This window comes from Pseudomonas rossensis, from assembly GCF_039888995.1.
GTDB lineage: Bacteria > Pseudomonadota > Gammaproteobacteria > Pseudomonadales > Pseudomonadaceae > Aquipseudomonas > Aquipseudomonas rossensis.
In genome coordinates, this window is record NZ_JBBWCB010000104.1 from 1 (window position 1) to 20,312 (window position 20,312).

The following is a 20,312-nucleotide window of genomic DNA, read 5'->3' on the forward strand; positions in this document are numbered from 1 at the left end:
CAGGGTCCGCGCTCAGCCTATTGAAGCCCCTTCTATGCATATTCCTAAAAGTTAGTTTATTAATTTTTTATACACGCTTAGGGTATATGCACCGGACCACCGGACATTCTTGTTTTCGTTCGTCGCAATCATCGCGGCGTTTCCATGAGATGTGAGGTAGGTATGGTCCGGAACACAATCACCCCAGTGCAGATCGCCAGGGCATTGCGTGCAGCCAAGGAGCGGCACTGATGTCCAGTCTGGCAGATGCAATCGTTCAGAGTGATCTGGACATCGCCCCCCCGTTTTTGCCCGCGCAGGTCTTGCGTAACGACGCACAAGCCATCAAGGCCGCCCATGAGCTGGCGCAAGTCGCCCGTCTGCAAGCAGCCAAACGCGACCAGCAGCGCAAGCTGCCGTGGTCGGAAATCGAACAGTTCACCCGCAGCGGCCTGGGCAGCATTGCCATCCCGCGCGAATACGGTGGCCCGCAGGTTTCGTTCGTCACCCTTGCCGAAGTCTTCGCGATCATTTCCGCGGCCGACCCGGCACTGGGACAGATCCCGCAGAACCAGTTCGGCATTCTCAACCTGGTGCTCGGCAGCGCCACTGAATCGCAAAAAAAGCAGCTGTTCAAAAGTGTGCTCGACGGCTGGCGAATCGGTAACGCGGGACCTGAGCGCGGCACCAAAAACACCCTCGAACTCAAGGCACGAATCATCGCCAGCGGCGACGGCTTCGTCCTCAACGGGCAGAAGTTCTATTCCACCGGCGCCCTGTTCGCCCACTGGGTCGCCGTCAAGGCGCTGAACGACGATGGCAAGCAGGTTCTGGCCTTCGTCCGCCGCGGCACTCCTGGCCTGCGCATCGTTGATGACTGGTCGGGGTTCGGCCAACGCACCACCGCCAGCGGCACCATTTTGCTCAACAACGTGCAGGTCGACGCCGAGCTGGTGGTGGATAACTGGAAGATCAATGACAGCCCGAACATTCAGGGTGCCGTGTCGCAGCTGATTCAAGCGGCCATTGACGCCGGCATCGCCCGGGGCGCTATCGACGACGCCATCGCGTTCGTGAAAACCCGTGCACGGCCGTGGATCGACGCCAAGGTCGAACGGGCCAGCGACGACCTCTATGTGATTGCCGACATCGGCAAACTGAAAATCGAACTGCACGCCGCCGAAGCGCTGCTGCGCAAGGCCGGGCAAGTGCTCGATCAGGTCAACGCCGCGCCGCTCACCGCCGAGTCCGCCGCCCGCGCTTCGATTGCCGTGGCCGAAGCCAAAGTCCTGACCACCGAGATCTCGCTGCTGGCCAGCGAAAAGCTTTTCGAACTGGCCGGCAGCCGCGCCACCCTCGCCGAATTCAACCTCGACCGCCATTGGCGCAACGCCCGCGTGCACACGCTGCACGACCCGGTGCGCTGGAAATATCACGCAGTCGGCACTTACCACTTGAACGGCACTCTGCCCGCCCGGCACTCCTGGATTTAACGACCAGAACACTTTTGACCAGATCTCTGGAGAAACACATGACTCTTTCTCACCACGTCGCGGTCATAACCAGCGATGAGCAAGCCCTGATCGTCGCCAGTGACCTGGCCGAAGATTTCAAACGCGACAGCGCCCTGCGCGACCGCGAACGCCGTTTGCCACACCCGGAACTGGAGGTGTTTTCCCGCTCGGGTCTTTGGGGCATCAGCGTGCCAAAAGAATATGGCGGCGCTGGCGTTTCCAACGTCACCCTGGCCAAGGTGATCGCGCTGATCGCCCAGGCTGATGGCTCGCTCGGCCAGATCCCGCAGAACCATTTCTACGCGCTCGAAGTGTTGCGGGTGAATGGCAGCGAAGAGCAGAAAAAACGCCTGTACGCAGATGTGCTGGCCGGCCAGCGCTTCGGCAATGCCCTCGCGGAACTGGGCACCAAAACCGCCCATGACCGCGTCACCAGCCTGACCCCTGATCTGCATGGAGAACGTGACGGCTATCGCATCAACGGCCGCAAGTTTTACGCCACGGGCGCTATTTATGCCCAGCGCATTCCGACGTCGGTCGTGGATGAAAACGGTGTTCAGCAACTCGCTTTCGTCCCTCGTAATGCCAAGGGTCTGACGGTAATCGACGACTGGAGCGGCTTCGGCCAGCGCACCACCGGCAGCGGTTCGGTGGTGTTTGAAGATGTTTACGTCGCCGCCGAAGACGTGATCCCGTTTCAAAGTGCGTTCGAGCGCCCGACCACCGTCGGCCCGCTGGCGCAGATTCTTCATGCCGCTATCGACACCGGTATCGCCCGCGCCGCTTATGAAGATGCGCTGCATTTCGTGCGCACCAAGACCCGGCCGTGGATCGATTCCGGCAACGACAAAGCCACCGAAGACCCGCTGACCATCAAGAGCTTCGGCCACTTGAGCATTCGTCTGCACGCCACCGAAGCCTTGCTGGAACGCTCTGGCGAATTCCTCGACAAGGCTCAGGCCGACACCAACGCCGGGACCGTCGCCGCCGCGTCGATTGCCGTCGCCGAAGCCCGCGCCATCAGCACCGAGATCTCACTTGCCGCCGGCAGCACATTGTTCGAACTGGCGGGCAGTCAAGCAACCCTGAGCGAACACGGTCTGGACCGTCATTGGCGCAACGCACGGGTGCACACGCTGCACGACCCGGTGCGCTGGAAGTATCACGCCGTCGGCAACTACTACCTCAACGATGAAAACCCGCCACTGCGGGGGACCATCTAAATGGCCAAGAAAAAGATTTTGCTCAACGCGTTCAACATGAACTGCATCGGGCACATCAACCAAGGTTTGTGGACGCATCCACGGGACAACTCCACTCAGTACAAGACGATTGAATACTGGACCGAACTGGCGCAATTACTGGAGCGTGGACTGTTCGATGGCCTGTTCATCGCTGACATCGTCGGGGTTTACGACGTCTACCAAAACTCGGTGGACGTACCGCTCAAAGAGTCAATCCAGCTGCCGGTCAATGACCCGCTGCTGCTGGTCTCGGCCATGACCGCAGTGACAAAAAACCTTGGCTTCGGCCTCACCGCCAACCTGACTTACGAACCGCCGTATCTGTTCGCCCGACGCATGTCCACGCTCGATCACCTGAGCCGTGGTCGGGTCGGCTGGAACATCGTCACCGGTTACCTCGACAGCGCCGCCAAAGCCATGGGCCTGAGCGAACAGGTCGAACACGACCGTCGTTACGACCAGGCCGATGAATACCTGCAAGTGCTCTACAAACTCTGGGAAGGCAGCTGGGAGAACGGCGCGGTGCTTAACGATCCGCAGCAGCGGATCTACGCGCAGCCCGAGAAAGTGCACAAGGTCGAGCACAAGGGCGAGTTCTATCAGGTCGAGGGTTATCACCTCTGCGAACCCTCGCCGCAGCGCACGCCGGTGCTGTTCCAGGCCGGCAGTTCGGATCGCGGTTTGCTGTTCGCCGGGCGACATGCCGAGTGCGTGTTCATCAGTGGCCAGAACAAACCGTCGACCAAAATTCAAGTGGACAAGGTGCGCGCCAGTGCCGTCGAGGCCGGGCGCAACCCCGAGGACATCAAGGTGTTCATGGGGCTGAACGTGATTGTCGGCGCCACCGAAGAGCTGGCTTGGGCCAAGCACGCCGAGTACTTGAGCTACGCCAGCGCCGAGGCCGGCGTGGCGCATTTCTCGGCCTCCACCGGGATCGATTTTTCCGAATACGCCATCGACGAACCGATCCAGTACGTGAAGAGTAACGCGATCCAGTCCGCCACCAGGAACCTGCAAAACAACGACTGGACTCGCCGCAAATTACTCGAGCAACACGCCCTCGGTGGTCGCTACATCACCGTGGTTGGGTCGCCTGAGCAGGTCGCCGATGAGCTGGAATCCTGGATCGCCGAAACCGGCCTGGATGGCTTCAACTTGACGCGGATTGTCACGCCGGAAAGCTATGTGGATTTCATCGATTTGGTGATCCCGGAGTTGCAACGGCGTGGGTCGTACAAGACCGCTTACGACCCTGGCAGCCTGCGGGAAAAACTGTTTCACGGCGCGGCGCATTTGCCTGAGCAACATACGGGTTCGGCTTACCGACGCTAAAAGCATCGCGGGCAAGCCAGCTCCCACAGGGATTGTGTGAACACCAAAAATCCACTGTGGGAGCGGGCTTGCCCGCGATGAGGCCCTCCCAAACACCCAAAATTTATGCACTGACTGGAATAACCATCATGACCAAAAAACTATTCAACCACCCAGTCAAAGCACTGGCCCTGGCCCTCGGCCTTTTCAGCTCCATCACCTTCGCCGCCGACGCGCCGCTGAAAGTCGGCACCACCGCCGCTTTCGCCATTCCCCTGGAAGCCGCCGTCGAAGAAGCCAAGAAACAAGGCCTGCAAGTCGACCTGGTGGAGTTCAGCGACTGGATCGCGCCCAACGTCAGCCTCGCTGCCGGGGACATCGACGTGAACTACTTCCAGCACGTCCCGTTCCTGGAAAACGCCAAGGCCGCCGCCGGTTTTGACCTCGTGCCATTCGCACCGGGGATCATCAACAACGTCGGCCTCTACTCGAAGAAATACAAAAGCTTCGACGAGCTACCGGAAGGCGCCAGCGTGGCGATCGCCAATGACCCGATCAACAGCGGTCGCGGTCTGCAACTGTTGGCCAAGGCCGGTCTGATCACGCTCAAACCGGGCGTCGGCTACAAGGCCACCGAAGAAGACATCATCGCCAATCCGAAAAAAATCAAAATCCTGCAGGTCGAAGCCGTGCAACTGGTACGCGCCTATGACGACGCCGATCTAGTCCAGGGTTACCCAGCCTACATTCGCCTGTCGAAGACCTTCGATGCCGGCTCCGCCCTGCTGTTCGACGGCCTCGATCACAAGGAATACGTGATCCAGTTCGTGATCCAGCCGAAAAGCAAAACCGACCCGCGCCTGATCAAATTCGTCGACATCTACCAGCATTCTCCGGCCGTTCGTGCAGCACTGGATAAGGCCCACGGCAAGCTTTACCAAGCCGGCTGGGAAAGCTGAAAATGACGGCCGCTATCCAACGGCGACTGGATATTCCAGCGCCACATAAAGCCGCACAAACCGAACTGCACCCAGACCTGAACCGCGCTCACGTACGCTTCATCGGCCTGGGCAAAACCTACAACGGTCAGCAAGGCCCAGTGGCGGCACTGCACGGCATCGACCTGGCGATCCAGCGCGGTGAGGTGTTCGGCATCATCGGCCGCAGCGGCGCCGGCAAGTCGTCGCTGATCCGCACCATCAACCGCCTGGAACAACCGAGCACGGGCCGCGTGCTGATCGATCAGGTCGACATCGGCGAGTTCGATGAAGACCGCCTGGTAGCCCTGCGTCGGCGCATCGGCATGATCTTCCAGCACTTCAACCTGATGTCGGCCAAGACGGTTTGGCAGAACGTCGAATTGCCGTTGAAAGTCGCCGGTGTGCCGAAGGAAAAACGCGAGAAGAAAGTCCGCGAATTGCTGGAACTGGTAGGCCTGCAAGAGAAACACAAGGCCTACCCGGCGCAGCTTTCCGGCGGGCAGAAACAGCGCGTCGGCATCGCCCGCGCCTTGGTGCATGACCCGGCGATTCTGCTGTGCGACGAAGCCACTTCGGCGCTCGACCCGGAGACCACGCAATCAATCCTCGGCCTGCTGCGCGAGATCAATCAGCGCCTGGGCCTGACCATCGTGCTGATCACCCACGAGATGGCGGTGATTCGCGATATCTGTGATCGGGTCGTCGTGCTGGAACACGGGAGAATCGTCGAACAAGGGCCGGTCTGGGAAGTCTTCGGCAACCCCCAGCACGAGGTCAGCAAAACCTTGCTGGCGCCGTTGCAACACGGTTTGCCGGAAGAACTGCAAAGCCGCTTGCAGGCACATCCACAGTCCTCGGACGCCGCTGTTGTGCTGCGTTTGCAGTTCACTGGCAGCGCTAGCGACGAGCCTGACTTGGCGGCGTTGTTCAGTGCCCTCGGTGGTCGCGTGCGTTTGCTGCAAGGTGGCGTGGAACGGATTCAGGGCCATGCCCTCGGGCAATTGCTGTTAGCAGTGACCGGCTCGTCCCTTGGCGCAGAGGAATTGCGTCAACGCGCCGGCAACTGGGCTCAACAGGTGGAGGTGCTGGGTTATGTGGTTTGATCGCTTGCTGCAAGGCTTCATCGACACCTTCCTGATGGTCGGCGTGTCGTCATTGATCGCGCTGCTGGCGGGCATTCCGCTGGCGGTGATTCTGGTCACCAGTTCCAAGGGCGGGATTTACGAGGCTCCGGCGCTGAACCGTGCGTTGGGCGCGTTCGTGAACCTGTTCCGCTCGATTCCGTTTCTGATTTTGATGGTGGCGCTGATTCCGTTCACGCGGTTGATCGTCGGCACCACGTACGGCGTTTGGGCGGCCGTGGTGCCGCTGACCATTGCCGCCACGCCGTTCTTTGCGCGTATCGCCGAAGTCAGTTTGCGTGAGGTTGATCACGGGTTGATCGAAGCGGCGCAGGCGATGGGTTGCCGGCGCTGGCATATCGTTTGGCATGTGTTGTTGCCCGAGTCGCTGCCGGGGATTGTCGGCGGTTTCACCATTACGTTGGTGACGATGATCAACTCGTCGGCCATGGCCGGGGCGATTGGTGCCGGCGGGTTGGGCGACATCGCTTATCGGTATGGGTACCAGCGGTTTGATAGCCAGATCATGTTGACGGTGATTGTGTTGCTGGTGGTGTTGGTGGCGATTATCCAATTGGGTGGAGATCGCTTGGCTCGGGGGTTGAACAAGCGTTGAGTCTGGTCGTCAGAGATACCGCTATCGCGAGCAAGCTCGCTCCCACATTTAATCTTCGGCGAACACAAAATTTGTATTCGGCGCGGTCCAGTGTGGGAGCGAGCTTGCTCCGGGCGGCGTTCCGACGATGGCTGCACAGCAGCCTTCTGCCTCATGGCGTATATTCGGCGAACTCACATTGCCTGCGCAGCCGACCATGAAACAGACCCCCACCGACCTCGAGCAGATCACCTCCACCACCCTGGGCCATTACAACTCGGTGGCTGAAAGTTTTCGCGAAGGGACTCGCGATCACGATGTCAGCCAGAACATTGCTGCGCTGCTGCGGCATATTCAGGGTGAGGCACCGTTCGACATTCTCGACTTCGGCTGCGGGCCGGGTCGTGATTTGCAAACCTTCACGCGCATGGGCCACACCGCTGTCGGGCTTGATGGCTCGGAGAAGTTTGCGCAGATGGCGCAGGAAGACAGCGGCTGTGAAGTCTGGCAGCAGGATTTTCTGAAGCTGGATTTGCCGGCTGAGCGCTTTGACGGGATCTTCGCCAATGCGGTGTTGTTTCATATTCCGCGTCAGGAATTGCCTCGGGTATTGAAGGAGTTGCACGGAGCTTTGAAGCCGGGCGGGGTGTTGTTCAGTTCCAATCCGCGTGGCGAGAATCAGGAGGGGTGGAATGGGCCGCGTTATGGGGCGTACCACGATCTTGAGACGTGGCAGCAATTGCTGACGGCGGCAGGGTTTGTGGAGCTGGGGCATTACTACCGGCCGGCGGGACTGCCGCGCGAGCAGCAGCCTTGGTTGGCGAGTGTTTGGCGTAAGCCGGCGTAGCCTGTCAGGACGCAATCGCGAGCAAGCTCGCGAAGGTTTTCTAACGTTGCACAGCGACTTGATAGGTTGCCACTCCCCCATTCGCGTCAAACGCGGTGATGCTTCGATCGGCCAGCTGTCGCCCATCAATCTCACGTTCGCGTAAATCAAAATTCGCCACCAGTCTGGTGCCATCGGCGAACGTTGTCTGCTGTACCTGACGATCCTCAGTCAGCCAACGGAAATCTGTCATCGCCTGAGTCGCCAGACGCTCATGCAGCGGGCGGAAGAAAACATCCTGACGAGCAATCACCGGTAACCGCTGCTTCAGCGTCGCCGCACTCAGGTGATACAGCGGCGGCACGTTGTAGAGCAATTGAGTCAGCTCATTCTCGGCGCGCACATTGCTCAACTTAAGGCTGTCGAACAGCCAATGATGGGTGGTGATCACCGAGCCATGGAACACCGCCTGATAAAGCGGCAAGCGCGTTTGCGGAGCAAAGTGAACCGTGCGGTAGGGTTCCTTGAGTGGCACGATTTTGAAGAAAACCTGCGGCTGTTCATCAGGAAACCAGCGGCCCAGGTAATAGGGCGACTTCGGATTCTTGCTCATATCCGAATCCCCCCAGCCGATCACCGGTGTCTGCATCCCATGGGCAAACAGTACACCTTGGGCCGTGGTGGCGTTGCCATCCTCGGAGCCGGTCGGTAGCTTCAACGTCTCGTTGACCCAGCGCGAGGCGTCGATGTTGCCCTCGGCATTTTGCACCTGAGTCATGGTCGCTCCCACACGGTAGCTGTCGAACAGCATGCCGGTGGCGTAGGCGTCCAGAAACCAGCTATTGAACCCGGCCTTGCTCTGTACAGCCTTGATGCGCGCCTCAAGCAATGGCCGAACACAACGCGGATCGGTGTAATGCCCCAATTGCTGAAACCCGCTTTTGAACGTCCCGGCTTCCAACACGATCGCACATTCCTGATTGGCTCTGGAGCCCAGATACGCAGTGGTCCAGTCCGGGTTTTCAGTGATGGTCAGTGCCGTCTCATAGGAATCATAAGGCGCCACCAGGTAGCCTGCGGCAACGCCTTGATGCACCGTTTCAGGGTGCCAGAGCCCCCCTTCCCAACCCTCGCCAAGGCCTAGCCATAATCGTGACAATCCGGCAGCTTTCAGTTGTTCGATGGTCGTTGGTGACAAGGTATTGCCCCAGCGTTCCGGGTTTGCCGTCACAGCATCGGAGAATGCCACTGCCAGCTCTGCACGTAACACGCCGTAGCCGTCAGCCAGTTTTTGCATGTCCGGTTCGACGACAGACTGCCAGCCGCTGCGTGCCTTCTTGTTGAGCGCAGCATTGAGGCTGCGTAGCAACGTGACTTGCTGGTAACGATCAAGCGGTGGCTCAGCCCGGGCCAGTAACTGCGAGCTTTCAGCGTCAAAACTGGTCCGTAACTCGCTGGCCAGTACACCGTTACCGCGCAACCCTTTCAGCAAAGCTGGCCAGCTTCGAATATCGTCCGGTCCGAGCAGGTCGTTACCCCACAGATAAACATGACTGGCTCCCAGGAGCTTTTTGGCTTCGGGAGTCTTCAGCAGTTTGTCGCTCAAGGTTTCGTATTGCCCGCTGTCGACCAACCATTTCCGATAGCGCTTGGCACCCGCCAACAGATCGGCATCACCCAACGACAGCTTGAAAGTCAGCGGTGCATTGGGCTCAAGGGAGGTGAACTGATGATGGACAGTCAGAGCAAGGGTGTTGTTGTTTTCGGCGCTGAAGATCAGGCGATTGTTGTAAGGGTTGGTCATCAGCCAGTTCAGCGTGAAGCCACCGTGATCAACGCCCCACAGCGGCAAACTCAGGTCTTGGGTGGTATTGAACGCCCCCTGATCGAGCAGAAAGGTTTGCCACAGCGGATCACCGGCAGGCACGTAACGCCCCTCGGCCAGCGGCCAGATCAGTCCTTTGCCCATAGAACTGCCGGGCTGTTTTAGAAAGCTCAGCTCACCGGGATCACGGGCCGTGATGGACAGGGACAGGTCACGCTGATCGAGGGCGGCACTCAGCGTCCAGGCGCCGTCATCCCACTGCCAGTCCATGCGATTGGCGCTTTGCTTGAGGTTGCTGACCTTATACCCGGTAACGCCCGACGAGGCTTGTACTGGCGAATTTTGTGCGGGGATGACGCGGATCGCCAGCGTGGCGGGATCGAGTTCGACGCGCCACAGCGAATTTTCCAGCACACTGTCGGCCAGCGTCGGGGGTGAACACAACAGAGCGCCGAGCAACAGCACATAGCGCAGACAATAGGTCATCGGTGACATCGAAGTCCCTCCTCCATTTGGAAAGGGACCGTACAGCAACGCACCGGCCATGTAAGTAGGACCGTTCCCAAACGTCACTCGGGAACGATCAACGCATCAATTACTGCACCTCTGTTTTCGGTTCGCGAATCTTGTACCAAGCCACATAAAGCGCCGGCAAAAACAGCAACGTCAGCAACGTCGCAATAATAATCCCGCCAATCATCGCGTAAGCCATCGGCCCCCAGAACACTTCCCGGGCGATCGGAATCATCCCCAGGCTCGCCGCCGCTGCCGTCAGCAGAATCGGCCGGCGACGATGCTCTGTGGCTTGCACCACGGCATCCCACGGTGCATGACCGTCCTTCTCCAAGGCGTCGATCTGCGTCACCAGAATCACCGAGTTGCGGATGATGATACCGATCAGCGCCAGAATCCCCAGAATCGCCACAAAGCCCATCGGCGTGCCCGTCGGGATCAGCGCCAGCACCACGCCGATCAGCCCGAGTGGCGCGACGCTGGCCACCAGGAACAGCTTCTGCACGCTGTGCAATTGGATCATCAGGAAGGTCGCCATCAAAAACAGCATCAACGGCACAACCTTGGCAATTGGCCCCTGGGCCTTGCCGCTTTCCTCGACGGTGCCGCCTGTGGCGACCTTGTAGCCCACCGGCAAACTGGCGGCGAATTTATCGATGTCGGGTTGGAGTTGTTTCACCAGGTCGGTCGGCTGAATTTCGTCGCGCACCGCAGCCTTGATGGTGATGGTCGGTTTGCGGTCGCGGCGCCAGACCAGCGGTTGCTCAAGTTCATAGCGCACGGTGGCGAACGCCAGCAGCGGAATCGACGTGCCGCCCGGCGTGACGATCTGCAAATTCTGCAGGGTTTCCGGGGTGCCGCGTTCGGCGTCTTCCGCACGACCCACCACGTTGATCAGGTAGATATCGTCGTCGACCTGTGTCACCGGCGCACCCACCACAATGCTGTTCATCAGGTTGGCCACGTCTTCCGACGACAGCCCCAATTGCCGTGCCTTGTCCTGAGCGATGTCGATGCGCAGGACTTTGCCCGGTTCGTTCCAGTCGTAAATGATCTCGCCGATGTGCGAGTTTTTATCCAGTTCGGTGGCCAAGGCGATGGCGTGCTTGCGCACCTGATCGATGTCCTTGCCACTGACCCGATACTGAATCGGCCGCCCTACCGGCGGGCCCATTTCCAGCGCCTGGACGTAGCTGCCGATACCGACAAAATCCTTGCGCAGCCGCTCGCGCAAGCGCTGGCTAAGCGCGTTACGCGATTCCAGCCCTTTGCTGACGATGACCAATTGCGCGTAGTACGGGTTCTGCAATTGCTGGTCGAGGGGCAGGTAGAAACGGATCGCACCCTCGCCGATGTAGGTGCTCCAGCGCACGATGTCCGGGTCGTCCTTGAGCGTCGCCTCGAGCTTGTCCACAGCCTTGCGGGTTTCGGCGATCGAGGCGTTTTGCGGCAGGTTCAGGTCGACGAGGATTTCCGGGCGGTCCGAGGACGGGAAGAACTGGTTCTGCACGAACTGCATGGAAAACACCGACGCCACAAACAGTGCAACGGTGATGCCGATCGCCCACCAACGATTACGCATGGCCCAAAGCAAGCCGTAATTGAACGCCCGACCGATGCGCCCCGGTTCTGCGTCGTGAGGTTTCACCTTGGCGCTGAGGATGTGCACGCCGATCACCGGGGCGAACAGCACCGCGACAATCCACGACACGATCATGGCCACCGCGATCACCGCGAACAGCGTGAAGGTGTACTCGCCGGCCGAGCTCGCGTTCAGGCCGATGGGCACGAAACCGGCCACCGTCACCAACGTACCGGTGAGCATCGGGAACGCGGTCGAGGTGTAAGCGAACGTGGCCGCTTGCTCCTTGGTCTCGCCCATTTCCAGGCGCGTGACCATCATCTCGACGGTGATCATCGCGTCATCCACCAGCAGGCCGAGGGCGATGATCAATGCGCCGAGGGAAATCCGCTGCATGGTGATGCCGCTGTATTCCATGAAGACGAAGACCATCGCCAGCACCAGCGGAATCGAGCAGGCCACCACCAACCCGGCGCGCACGCCGAGGCTGATAAAGCTGACGATCAGCACGATCACCACCGCTTCGAACAATGCGCTGGTGAAGCCACCGACGGCTTTTTCCACCACTTCGGCCTGATCGGAAACGTTGTGCACGCCGACGCCCACCGGCAGGTCGGCGGTCAGGTCATTCATGCGCTGGTGCAGCGCTTTGCCGAACTCCTGAATGTTGCCGCCCTTCTTCATCGCAATGGCGAGGCCAATAGCAGGGTGGCCGTTAAAGCGAAATTCCGGCGTCGCCGGGTCGACATAGCCACGGCTGATTTCGGCGACGTCGGCCAAGCGGTAGAAACGATCGTTGAGTCGCAGGTTAACGTTTTCCAAGTCTTTCTCGGAGGCAAACTGCCCCGTCGTGCGCACGGAAATCCGCTCGGGACCGGCCTCGATCACACCGGCCGGTGTCACCGCGTTCTGCGATTGCAAGCTCTGCACCACCTGACGCTGATCGATGCCCAGCGCCGCCAGTTTGCGAGTGGAGAAGTTCAGGTAGAGGACTTCGTCCTGCTCACCGACCATCTCGACCTTGCCCAGCCCCGGCACTTCGCGGATCTCGGCGCGGACTTGCTCGACGTAATCGCGCAATTGGCGCATCGACAAACCGTCGGCGGTAAAGGCGTACACCGAGCCGAACACGTCACCGAATTCATCGTTGAATCCCGGCCCTTGCAGGCCTTGGGGGAAGTCGCCGCGAATGTCGTTGATCTTCTTGCGCACCTGGTACCAGATTTCCGGAATGTCCTTGGCGCTGGTGGTATCACGCAAGTTAACGAAGACCGTCGACTCGCCGGGGCGGGTGTAGCTTTTCACATAGTCGAGCGAGTCGAGCTCTTCGAGTTTTTTCTCGATCCGGTCAGTGACCTGCTTGAGGGTTTCTTCCTGGGTCGCGCCCGGCCAACGGGTCTGGATCACCATGGTTTTGATGGTGAACGACGGGTCTTCCTCGCGGCCCAGGTTCAGGTACGAGAACACGCCCATCAGCAGCCCGACGAACATCAAATACCAGACAAACGACTGATGCTTGAGGGCCCATTCGGATAAGTTGAAACTCCCTTTCATTGCGGGCTGTCCTCATCGATTTTTACTTTCTGCCCCGGTTTCAGGCTATTCACGCCAGCACTGACCACTCGCTCGCCGGACTTCACGCCGTTGGCCAGGACCATCGTTGAGTCAGTGCGGCTGACCAGGCTGACGTCTCGCGGGGAAACGGTTTGGGTCTGCGGATCGATGACCCAGATGCGCGACTTGCCATCGATCTCCTGGAGCGCGGTCAGGGGCAGTTCGATACGCGGTTTGATCGCGGAGCTGAGGGTCACGCTGATCGCCGTGCCCAGGCGAAACCCCGGTGGCGTGTCGGTCAGTGTCAGGCGGGCGCGACGGGTGCGGGTCGCACTTTGCGCCTGAGGTTCGATTTCGCGAACGATGGCTGTGGTGGTGATGCTCGGGTCGAGTTGGACAGCAACCTGGAACACCACGTCTTCCGGCAACTGGTCGACCAAAGTATCCGGCAGATCGATTACGGCTTCCTTGATGTCCGGCTGCGCCAAAGTCACCACTTGCTGGCCGGCGCTGACGACTTGCCCGGCTTCGGCGTTCCACGCGGTAACGATGGCCTTGTGATCGGCGCGCAGTTCGACGTAGTTGAGCTGGTCCTTGGCCTGATCGACCGCAGCCTTCGCTTGATCGAGGGAGGCCTGGGTGGTTTTGAGGTCGGTCTGTGCGACGTCGAGTTGCGCCTGGGCGCCCACACCGCGATCGAACAACTCTTGCTGACGCCGGGCGCTGGCTCGGGCGTTGATGAGTTGCGCCTGGACGCTGGCCAGATCACCCTGAGCGGAGCGCAACTGGTTCTGCTGATCGGTGGGGTCGAGCGTGGCGAGCAACGCACCTTTATCAACTTCGGCACCGACATCGACGTTACGGCTGGCAATGCGTCCCGGTACCCGAAAGCCGACATTGCTTTCATAACGGGCCTGGATGCTGCCGGCGAAACGGCCCAGGTTTTCTTCGTCCAGGGACTGGACCTTGATGGACAGCACCGGGCGTATCGGTTCCGGTGGCGGTTCTTTTTTCGAGCAGGCCACCAGGATCACACCGGCGAAAACCAGCAACAGACGCTTCATGGCTGGACTCCCGCGGCTAAATCCTTATAGGTGTTTTCGGCGATCTCCACCTTCACGCCGGGGTGCAGCAACTGGCCGCCGGCGATGACGACTTTTTCGCCACCCTTCAGGCCGGCGCTGATGATCACTTTGCCCGTCAAGTAGCGGCCGACAGTGACGGTGTGCAGCTGTGCCTTGCCCTCATCGTCCACCAGCCACACGGCCGGGTCGCTGAGATTTTTCGTCAGTGCCGACCAGGGCAGTTCGACCGCCGACTTGCCTGGCGTCTTGGCCGTGGCACTCACCACCGAACCGAGCTGCATGCCTTCCGGTAGTCCGTTGAGAGTGACTTTGACCTGCACCGTGCCGGTCTGCGCAGAGACTGCCGGGGTGATTTCCCGAACGGTGCCGGTGGTTTTGATCTCAGGTTTGTCGAGCAGGCTGACGACCACCATTTTACCCTCCGGCGGCTCTGTCAGCAGCGATTCGTAGACGTTGAACACCGCATCGCGCTCACCGTCCCGGGCCAGGCTGAAAATCGGCACGGTGGCCTGCACCACCTGGCCGACCTCGGCCTGGCGTGCGGTAATCACCCCCGGCGCGTCGGCAACCAACGCGGTGTAGCTCAGTTGTTCACGGGCGTTGGCCAGTTGCGCCTGGGCCGCCGTCAGGGCGCTTTGGCTGCTGCGCAAGGCGGCTTGGGCGGAATCGTACTCGCTTTGACTGGTATAGCCCTTGGGCAGGAGTTTTTGCTGGCGAACGAATGCGGCGGCGGTCTGTTTGACTCGGGCCTGTTCGGCAACAACCTGCGCCTGGGCCGAGTCGACGCTGGTTTGCAGGTCCTTGGGATCGAGCTTGGCCAGCACTTGTTTGGCCGAAACCCGATCACCGACATCGACTGTACGCTGGATGATCTTACCGGCAACGCGGAATGACAGGTCGGTCTGGACCCGCGCCTGAACATCACCGGTCAGGGTCACCGTCGCCGCGTAATCCGCAGGTTTTACCTCTTGCACGAATACCCGCGGACGGTCCTTTTCGACCGGTTTTTTATCGCCACAGGCGCTCAGCAGGACAAGGAGGCTCAGGCCAACCACTGTTTTCAATCCGGGACCCACCATGCAGACTCCTTTGTGTTGTACGAACGTGCCAATGGCGATACGACTGTGAGCGTAGAACAGGGTTCCAAGGGGGCGCCTCACGGTTTGAAATAAAGCGATACGCCGCGACCCTTGTAGCAGCTGGCGAAGCCTGCGTTCGGCTGCGCAGCAGTCGTAAATCCGGTTTGCACGGTCTGCCTGATGCACCGTTAGTTCTGATTTTACGACTGCTGCGCAGCCGAACGCAGGCTTCGCCAGCTGCTACAGGGGCACAGTGTTTCCGACAATAAGGCAAACTGGCGAGCCATACAGCAGGAAGCTTCCCATGCTCAAAACCCTCGCGGTGGCCAATTACCGCTCGATCAATAAATTGGTGATTCCGCTGGGCCGGTTGAACCTGATCACCGGCCCCAACGGCAGTGGTAAATCCAACCTCTACCGCGCGTTGCGCCTGCTGGCGGAAACCGCTCAGGGCGGCGTGGTCAATGCATTGGCCCGCGAGGGTGGGCTGGATTCGACCTTCTGGGCCGGGCCGGAAAACATCACCCGACGGATGCGTAACGGCGAAGTCCCGATCGAGGCGAGCTTACGGCACGGCGCCATACGCCTGCGCCTGGGGTTTGCCGGGGAAGATTTCAGCTACTCGATCGCGCTGGGTCTGCCGGAGCCGAGCCTTTCCGAGTTTTCTCTGGACCCGGAAATCAAGAAGGAATGCATCTGGTCCGGCCCGTTCTACCGCCCGGCCAGCCTGCTGGTGGACCGCGACGGCCCGATGATCCGCACCCGGGCCGATCGCGGCTGGGAGGTGCTGGCCCAACACACGCCGAATTTCGACAGCCTGTTCGATCAGGTCGGCAGCTTTCGCACCTCGCCGGAAGTCCTGCAGCTGCGTGAATTCATCCGCCGCTGGCGGTTCTATGATCACTTTCGCAGCGACGCCGACGCGCCGGTGCGCCAACCGCAATTGGGCACCCGCACGCCGGTGCTGCATCACGACGGTCGGGATCTGGCGGCCGCGTTGCAGACGATCCGAGAAATCGGCGACCCCGAAGCCTTGCAGGCCGCCGTCAGCGACGCCTTCCCTGGTGCGCGATTGAACATCGCGCCGCTTCAGGGTGGTCGGTTTGCGATCGAGTTTTACCAGGAAGGATTATTGAGGCCCTTGTCGGCGGCCGAGCTGTCGGACGGGACGTTGCGCTATTTGCTGCTGGTCGCAGCGCTGCTGACGCCTCGGCCGCCGACGCTGATGGTGTTGAACGAGCCGGAAACCAGTCTGCACCCGGACCTGTTGCCGGCGTTGGCGCGGTTGATTATCCAGGCGTCGGAGCAGTGTCAGGTGTGGGTGGTTTCTCATGCACGGCGGTTGATTTCGGCGTTGCAGGAGGACCCGGAGTGCAATTGCATTGTGCTGGAGAAAAACCTGGGCCAGACCGGGATTGTCGGGCAGCGGATGCTGGATGAGCCGGCGTGGTATTGGCCGGATTGATCGGCGCCTGACAGAACCAATCGCGAGCAAGCTCGCTCCCACCTTTAACCGAGTTCGTTCAGGGAAATACGGTCAATTGTGGGAGCGAGCTTGCTCGCGATGAGGACCGGAAGATCGCTGCAAAGGTTAGAGAATCACCCCTGCCACTTCCCACCCTCGACAATCACGCTCTCAGGCTTGGTGTCATCGCTCAGCTCTTTACGCACATATTGGTCATACAGCTTGAGCAAAAACTTCTCTTCACCCAGCTTCGCCAACTCGGTATTCACCCAATCACGCAGCTCGATATTGCCCTTCTTCACCGCCGGCGCAATCGGTGCTTCAGCGCCCAACGTCTGGGTCAGCACGCGGTAGCCAGGGTTCTGTTTCGCCCAGCTGAACAGCACCAGATTGTCCTGCGCATACGCATCGCCGCGCCCATTGGCCAGCGCTTGCAGAGATTCGGAGTTTTTCTCGAACTTCAGCAGTTTCCAGTCCGGATGGTTCTTGGTCAGCCAGATATCGGCTGTAGTGCCGGTGGTGACGATGGTGGTGCGGGTCGCCAGGTCATCAAGGTTTTTCACCGAACTGGCCTGCGGCACCAACGCCTGCACGGCAACTTTGAGGTTCGGGTTGGTGAATTCCACCACTTCCTTGCGCTCCGGCGTCACCGTCATGTTGGCCAGGATCAGATCAACCTTGTCGCTTTGCAGGAACGGAATACGGCTCGCCGGTTCTACCGCGACGAACTCGACCTTGTTCTCGTCGCCCAGCAAATCCTTGGCAAACTGGCGGCCGATGTCGGTATCGAAACCCACGTAACGCCCGGCTTCATCGACGAAACCAAACGGCGGCTTATCGGTGAAGACACCGACGATCAGCTTGTCCCGTGCTTTGATTTTTTCCAGATAGCTGACACTGGTGGCCGCCGGTTTGGCGGGCTCTTCGGTTTTGTTGCAACCGGCCAGCAACGCGAGGCCGAGTAGCGGGAGTAGCAGCAGAGAAGACTTGGCAGTTTTCATAGCAGTTCCAGTTCCTTTGTTTGAGTCGTTTTGGGTAGTGCGGCGACGTAGGAGAACTTCTCCAGGAACTGCTGCGCTCGTGCGGTTTGCGGGTTCGTAAAGAAAATCTCGGGAGGGTTTTGTTCGAGGATTCGCCCGGCATCCATGAACACAATTCGGTCAGCCACGGCGCGGGCAAAAGCCATTTCGTGGGTGACGATCAACAGGGTCATGCCCTCGCGGGCCAGGCCCTGGATGACTTCCAGCACTTCCTTGACCATTTCCGGGTCGAGGGCGGCGGTGACTTCATCGAACAACATGACGTTCGGGTTCATGCACAGCGAACGGACGATGGCGATGCGTTGCTGCTGGCCACCGGAGAGCTGACGCGGGAAGGCATCGCGCTTGTCCGAAAGGCCCACGCGCTCAAGCAACGCTTCGGCCTGAGCACGGGCCTCGCGACGGTCGCGCTTCTGCACTTTGAGCGGGCCGAGCAGCAGGTTGTCGAGTACGCTCATGTGCGGGAACAGGTGGTAACTTTGGAACACCATGCCGATCTGCTGCCGCACCTCGCGCCAGTCGGTGCCTTTGTCCAGCAACTCACGACCGGCAAAATTCAAGCTGCCGCTGTGGGCGACTTCAAGACCGTTGAGGCAGCGCAGCAAGGTGCTTTTACCGCAGCCGCTGGGGCCGAGGATGACGATTACTTCGCCTGACTTCACTTGCAGATCGATGCTGTTAAGCACCTGTTGTTCGCCGAAAAACTTGTTGAAACCCTTGAACTCGATCAATGCGCTCATGCTTGCGTCCAGCGCCGCTCCAGCACGCGCGAGGCGGCCGAGAGCGGGTAGCAGATGAAAAAGAAAAACAGGAACAGTGCGCCGTAGATCAGCACTGATTCGTAGGTGCGTTCGATGATCTGCTGACCGACCTTGATCACGTCAACCACACCGATCAGCACCGCCAGGGAGCTGGTCTTGATGATCCGCGTGTAGACGTTGATGGTCGGTGGCGTCATGCGTTTCAGCGCCTGGGGCAACAGCACGTAGCCGTAGAGTTGCGGGCCGTCCAAACCAATCGACAACCCTGCCTCACGCTGCCCGCGAGGCAACGAATGCAACGCACCGCGCACCACTTCGCCGACTTCGCTGGCGCCCCACAACGACAACACCAGCACTGCGCACCAGAAACTCGGAATGCTCAGACCGAAGAAAATCGGCAGACCGAAGAACAGCAAATACAGCCAGACCAGCACCGGAATTGCGCGGAACAATTCCAGATAAACGCGCAGGATTGCGTTCAGCCATTTCGAGTTCAGCGTGCGCAGCACGCCATAGAGCACGCCGCCAACGGTGCTGATGACGATGCTCAGGAAAGAGATCGACAAGGTTTGCGCGGCGCCCTTGCCCAATTGCGGCAACGACACCCACAGCAATTCAAGACCCGAACTGGCCATGCTGGAGCCTCCTTTCCAGACGGCTGAGCAGCAGCGACAGCGGCAAAAACAGCAGCACACAGATCAACGTCAGCACGGCGAGCATTTCGTAGGTTTTGTAGTAGAGCGCGATGTAGCTTTTGGTGGTGTAGAGAATCTCCGGCACCGCCACCGCCGAGACCACGGTGGTTTCCTTGAGCAGGAAAATGAAGTTGGCGAACAGCGACGGCAGGCTGAGGATGCCGGCTTGTGGCAGGATCACGTAGCGCAGCAACTGCCCGTGGGACAGGCCGATGGAGCGGCCGGACTCGAGTTGCGTCTGAGGCACCGCGTCGACGCCGGCACGCAGCACTTCAGTAAGGTAGGCGCCGCCGAGGAAGGTCATGGTGATGATCGCCGCCGCAAAGCCCGAGACCTTGATGCCCAGCGCCGGCAAGGCGAAGTAGACGAAGAACAGTTGAATCAACAGCGGGGTGTTGCGCGCCAGTTCCACATACAGCCCGACCAGGCGCTGCAAGTAAGGCGTGCGGAACACCAGAATCGTCGCGTTGATCAGCGCCACCAGCAACGACGTACCAATGGCGATAAAGCCGACCTGCAGCGTCACGCCCACGGCTTTAAGAAACGCCGGCAGGGTGCTGAGGATAAATGCGTAATCGAAGTTCATTGAACATCCTGGACGTCGCAGGGTAAGCGACGGTGGTGCAGTCCATGGGCGATGGATAATCACCCGGCAGGCACCGACTTTAAAGGTATAAAAAGAAGAATTTAAATACCGTTAAAGCATATTGATATCACGCAAAAAACTATCCTCCGAATTTGCTGCGGCAGCGGAAGACGACTATTTTTCTTTGCGCTGTAGGAAGGATCTTTTTTTCAGAATACCCCTCCAAGGATGCACAGCTTTTGGCCAGACTCCCCGGCCGAACCATCACAAGGAAGAGAAAATGGCTGACGTAAAAGTGCCACAGCGGCTGGATCCGCAGGACATCGTGAAGTTGCTGGTGGCGTTGCGCAGGGCGTTGAAAGCGCGGGTGGCCTGAAACCTTAAAGCAAAAGATCGCAGCCTCGTTTCACTCGACAACTCCTACAGGGGATACGCTTTTTGTAAGCGCTCCATGAAGCCCACATTCCAAGCCGAAACCTGATGTCCGATGCTGTGCTCCCGATTTCTTTCTGGAGCCAGTCCGTCATGATGCGTCCCGACGCCAAAGTCGAAAAAGT

Annotated in this window: 16 protein-coding genes; 8 read left to right on the forward strand and 8 right to left on the reverse strand. The window is 59.6% G+C overall.

Annotated features, from left to right (window positions below; genetic code table 11):
* The first annotated feature begins 230 nt into the window (after positions 1 to 230).
* The 7 genes from WLY71_RS22585 to WLY71_RS22615 all read left to right on the forward strand — a co-directional run bounded on the left by WLY71_RS22585 (position 231) and on the right by WLY71_RS22615 (position 7,591).
* Positions 231 to 1,472, forward strand: a complete 1,242-nt coding sequence (locus WLY71_RS22585) for an SfnB family sulfur acquisition oxidoreductase (protein ID WP_347805310.1) — start codon at positions 231 to 233, stop codon at positions 1,470 to 1,472.
* 38 nt (positions 1,473 to 1,510) lie between these two features.
* Positions 1,511 to 2,716, forward strand: coding sequence for an SfnB family sulfur acquisition oxidoreductase (locus WLY71_RS22590; protein ID WP_347805311.1), 1,206 nt, complete (start codon positions 1,511 to 1,513; stop codon positions 2,714 to 2,716).
* Positions 2,717 to 4,069, forward strand: coding sequence for an LLM class flavin-dependent oxidoreductase (locus WLY71_RS22595; RefSeq protein WP_347805312.1), 1,353 nt, complete (start codon positions 2,717 to 2,719; stop codon positions 4,067 to 4,069).
* A 128-nt stretch (positions 4,070 to 4,197) separates the two neighbouring features.
* A complete protein-coding gene (locus WLY71_RS22600; RefSeq protein ID WP_140680419.1) occupies positions 4,198 to 5,007 on the forward strand; it encodes a MetQ/NlpA family ABC transporter substrate-binding protein in 810 nt (269 codons plus the stop codon).
* A 2-nt stretch (positions 5,008 to 5,009) separates the two neighbouring features.
* Positions 5,010 to 6,131, forward strand: a complete 1,122-nt coding sequence (locus WLY71_RS22605; RefSeq protein ID WP_347805313.1) for a methionine ABC transporter ATP-binding protein — start codon at positions 5,010 to 5,012, stop codon at positions 6,129 to 6,131.
* The gene (locus WLY71_RS22610) at positions 6,121 to 6,765 is read left to right on the forward strand and encodes a methionine ABC transporter permease (RefSeq protein ID WP_347805314.1); all 645 of its coding nucleotides are present in this window, start codon (positions 6,121 to 6,123) and stop codon (positions 6,763 to 6,765) included. The genes WLY71_RS22605 and WLY71_RS22610 overlap by 11 nt, the downstream gene beginning before the upstream one ends.
* A 196-nt stretch (positions 6,766 to 6,961) precedes the next feature.
* Positions 6,962 to 7,591: a class I SAM-dependent methyltransferase gene (locus WLY71_RS22615; RefSeq protein WP_347805315.1), complete on the forward strand. Its 630-nt coding sequence runs from the start codon at positions 6,962 to 6,964 to the stop codon at positions 7,589 to 7,591.
* A 40-nt stretch (positions 7,592 to 7,631) separates the two neighbouring features.
* On the opposite strand, the gene WLY71_RS22620 is transcribed toward WLY71_RS22615, so the two are convergent.
* The 4 genes from WLY71_RS22620 to WLY71_RS22635 all read right to left on the reverse strand — a co-directional run bounded on the left by WLY71_RS22620 (position 7,632) and on the right by WLY71_RS22635 (position 15,208).
* Positions 7,632 to 9,890, reverse strand: coding sequence for a glycoside hydrolase (locus WLY71_RS22620; protein WP_425589953.1), 2,259 nt, complete (start codon positions 9,888 to 9,890; stop codon positions 7,632 to 7,634).
* A 100-nt stretch (positions 9,891 to 9,990) separates the two neighbouring features.
* Complete coding sequence (locus tag WLY71_RS22625; RefSeq protein WP_347805316.1) at positions 9,991 to 13,044, reverse strand: efflux RND transporter permease subunit; 3,054 nt, start codon at positions 13,042 to 13,044, stop codon at positions 9,991 to 9,993.
* A complete protein-coding gene (locus WLY71_RS22630; protein ID WP_347805317.1) occupies positions 13,041 to 14,108 on the reverse strand; it encodes an efflux RND transporter periplasmic adaptor subunit in 1,068 nt (355 codons plus the stop codon). Before WLY71_RS22630 ends, WLY71_RS22625 begins: the two co-directional genes overlap by 4 nt.
* Positions 14,105 to 15,208, reverse strand: coding sequence for an efflux RND transporter periplasmic adaptor subunit (locus WLY71_RS22635; protein ID WP_347805318.1), 1,104 nt, complete (start codon positions 15,206 to 15,208; stop codon positions 14,105 to 14,107). The genes WLY71_RS22630 and WLY71_RS22635 overlap by 4 nt, the downstream gene beginning before the upstream one ends.
* Positions 15,209 to 15,512: 304 nt before the next feature.
* Between WLY71_RS22635 and WLY71_RS22640 the strand changes: the two genes are divergently transcribed.
* The gene (locus WLY71_RS22640; protein WP_347805319.1) at positions 15,513 to 16,673 is read left to right on the forward strand and encodes an AAA family ATPase; all 1,161 of its coding nucleotides are present in this window, start codon (positions 15,513 to 15,515) and stop codon (positions 16,671 to 16,673) included.
* 134 nt (positions 16,674 to 16,807) lie between these two features.
* Here the strand turns inward: WLY71_RS22640 and WLY71_RS22645 are convergent, their stop codons facing one another.
* From WLY71_RS22645 to WLY71_RS22660, 4 genes are read right to left on the reverse strand one after another with little or no spacing between them, the layout of a single operon-like run.
* Complete coding sequence (locus WLY71_RS22645) at positions 16,808 to 17,674, reverse strand: transporter substrate-binding domain-containing protein (RefSeq protein WP_347805320.1); 867 nt, start codon at positions 17,672 to 17,674, stop codon at positions 16,808 to 16,810.
* Positions 17,671 to 18,453: an amino acid ABC transporter ATP-binding protein gene (locus WLY71_RS22650; protein ID WP_347805321.1), complete on the reverse strand. Its 783-nt coding sequence runs from the start codon at positions 18,451 to 18,453 to the stop codon at positions 17,671 to 17,673. The genes WLY71_RS22645 and WLY71_RS22650 overlap by 4 nt, the downstream gene beginning before the upstream one ends.
* Entirely contained in the window at positions 18,450 to 19,109 is a 660-nt protein-coding gene (locus WLY71_RS22655) for an amino acid ABC transporter permease (protein ID WP_008009608.1), read from the reverse strand. The genes WLY71_RS22650 and WLY71_RS22655 overlap by 4 nt, the downstream gene beginning before the upstream one ends.
* Complete coding sequence (locus WLY71_RS22660) at positions 19,090 to 19,755, reverse strand: amino acid ABC transporter permease (RefSeq protein ID WP_347805322.1); 666 nt, start codon at positions 19,753 to 19,755, stop codon at positions 19,090 to 19,092. Before WLY71_RS22660 ends, WLY71_RS22655 begins: the two co-directional genes overlap by 20 nt.
* Between the last annotated feature and the right edge of the window lie 557 nt (positions 19,756 to 20,312).

Excerpts from the sequence above, each read along its gene's own strand:
- WLY71_RS22585 (WP_347805310.1), top strand. The coding sequence starts at position 231 with ATGTCCAGTCTGGCAGATGCAATCGTTCAGAGTGATCTGGACATCGCC.
- WLY71_RS22590 (WP_347805311.1), top strand. The coding sequence starts at position 1,511 with ATGACTCTTTCTCACCACGTCGCGGTCATAACCAGCGATGAGCAAGCC.
- WLY71_RS22595 (WP_347805312.1), top strand. The coding sequence starts at position 2,717 with ATGGCCAAGAAAAAGATTTTGCTCAACGCGTTCAACATGAACTGCATC.
- WLY71_RS22600 (WP_140680419.1), top strand. The coding sequence starts at position 4,198 with ATGACCAAAAAACTATTCAACCACCCAGTCAAAGCACTGGCCCTGGCC.
- WLY71_RS22605 (WP_347805313.1), top strand. The coding sequence starts at position 5,010 with ATGACGGCCGCTATCCAACGGCGACTGGATATTCCAGCGCCACATAAA.
- WLY71_RS22610 (WP_347805314.1), top strand. The coding sequence starts at position 6,121 with ATGTGGTTTGATCGCTTGCTGCAAGGCTTCATCGACACCTTCCTGATG.
- WLY71_RS22615 (WP_347805315.1), top strand. The coding sequence starts at position 6,962 with ATGAAACAGACCCCCACCGACCTCGAGCAGATCACCTCCACCACCCTG.
- WLY71_RS22620 (WP_425589953.1), bottom strand. The coding sequence starts at position 9,890 with ATGTCACCGATGACCTATTGTCTGCGCTATGTGCTGTTGCTCGGCGCT.
- WLY71_RS22625 (WP_347805316.1), bottom strand. The coding sequence starts at position 13,044 with ATGAAAGGGAGTTTCAACTTATCCGAATGGGCCCTCAAGCATCAGTCG.
- WLY71_RS22630 (WP_347805317.1), bottom strand. The coding sequence starts at position 14,108 with ATGAAGCGTCTGTTGCTGGTTTTCGCCGGTGTGATCCTGGTGGCCTGC.
- WLY71_RS22635 (WP_347805318.1), bottom strand. The coding sequence starts at position 15,208 with ATGGTGGGTCCCGGATTGAAAACAGTGGTTGGCCTGAGCCTCCTTGTC.
- WLY71_RS22640 (WP_347805319.1), top strand. The coding sequence starts at position 15,513 with ATGCTCAAAACCCTCGCGGTGGCCAATTACCGCTCGATCAATAAATTG.
- WLY71_RS22645 (WP_347805320.1), bottom strand. The coding sequence starts at position 17,674 with ATGAAAACTGCCAAGTCTTCTCTGCTGCTACTCCCGCTACTCGGCCTC.
- WLY71_RS22650 (WP_347805321.1), bottom strand. The coding sequence starts at position 18,453 with ATGAGCGCATTGATCGAGTTCAAGGGTTTCAACAAGTTTTTCGGCGAA.
- WLY71_RS22655 (WP_008009608.1), bottom strand. The coding sequence starts at position 19,109 with ATGGCCAGTTCGGGTCTTGAATTGCTGTGGGTGTCGTTGCCGCAATTG.
- WLY71_RS22660 (WP_347805322.1), bottom strand. The coding sequence starts at position 19,755 with ATGAACTTCGATTACGCATTTATCCTCAGCACCCTGCCGGCGTTTCTT.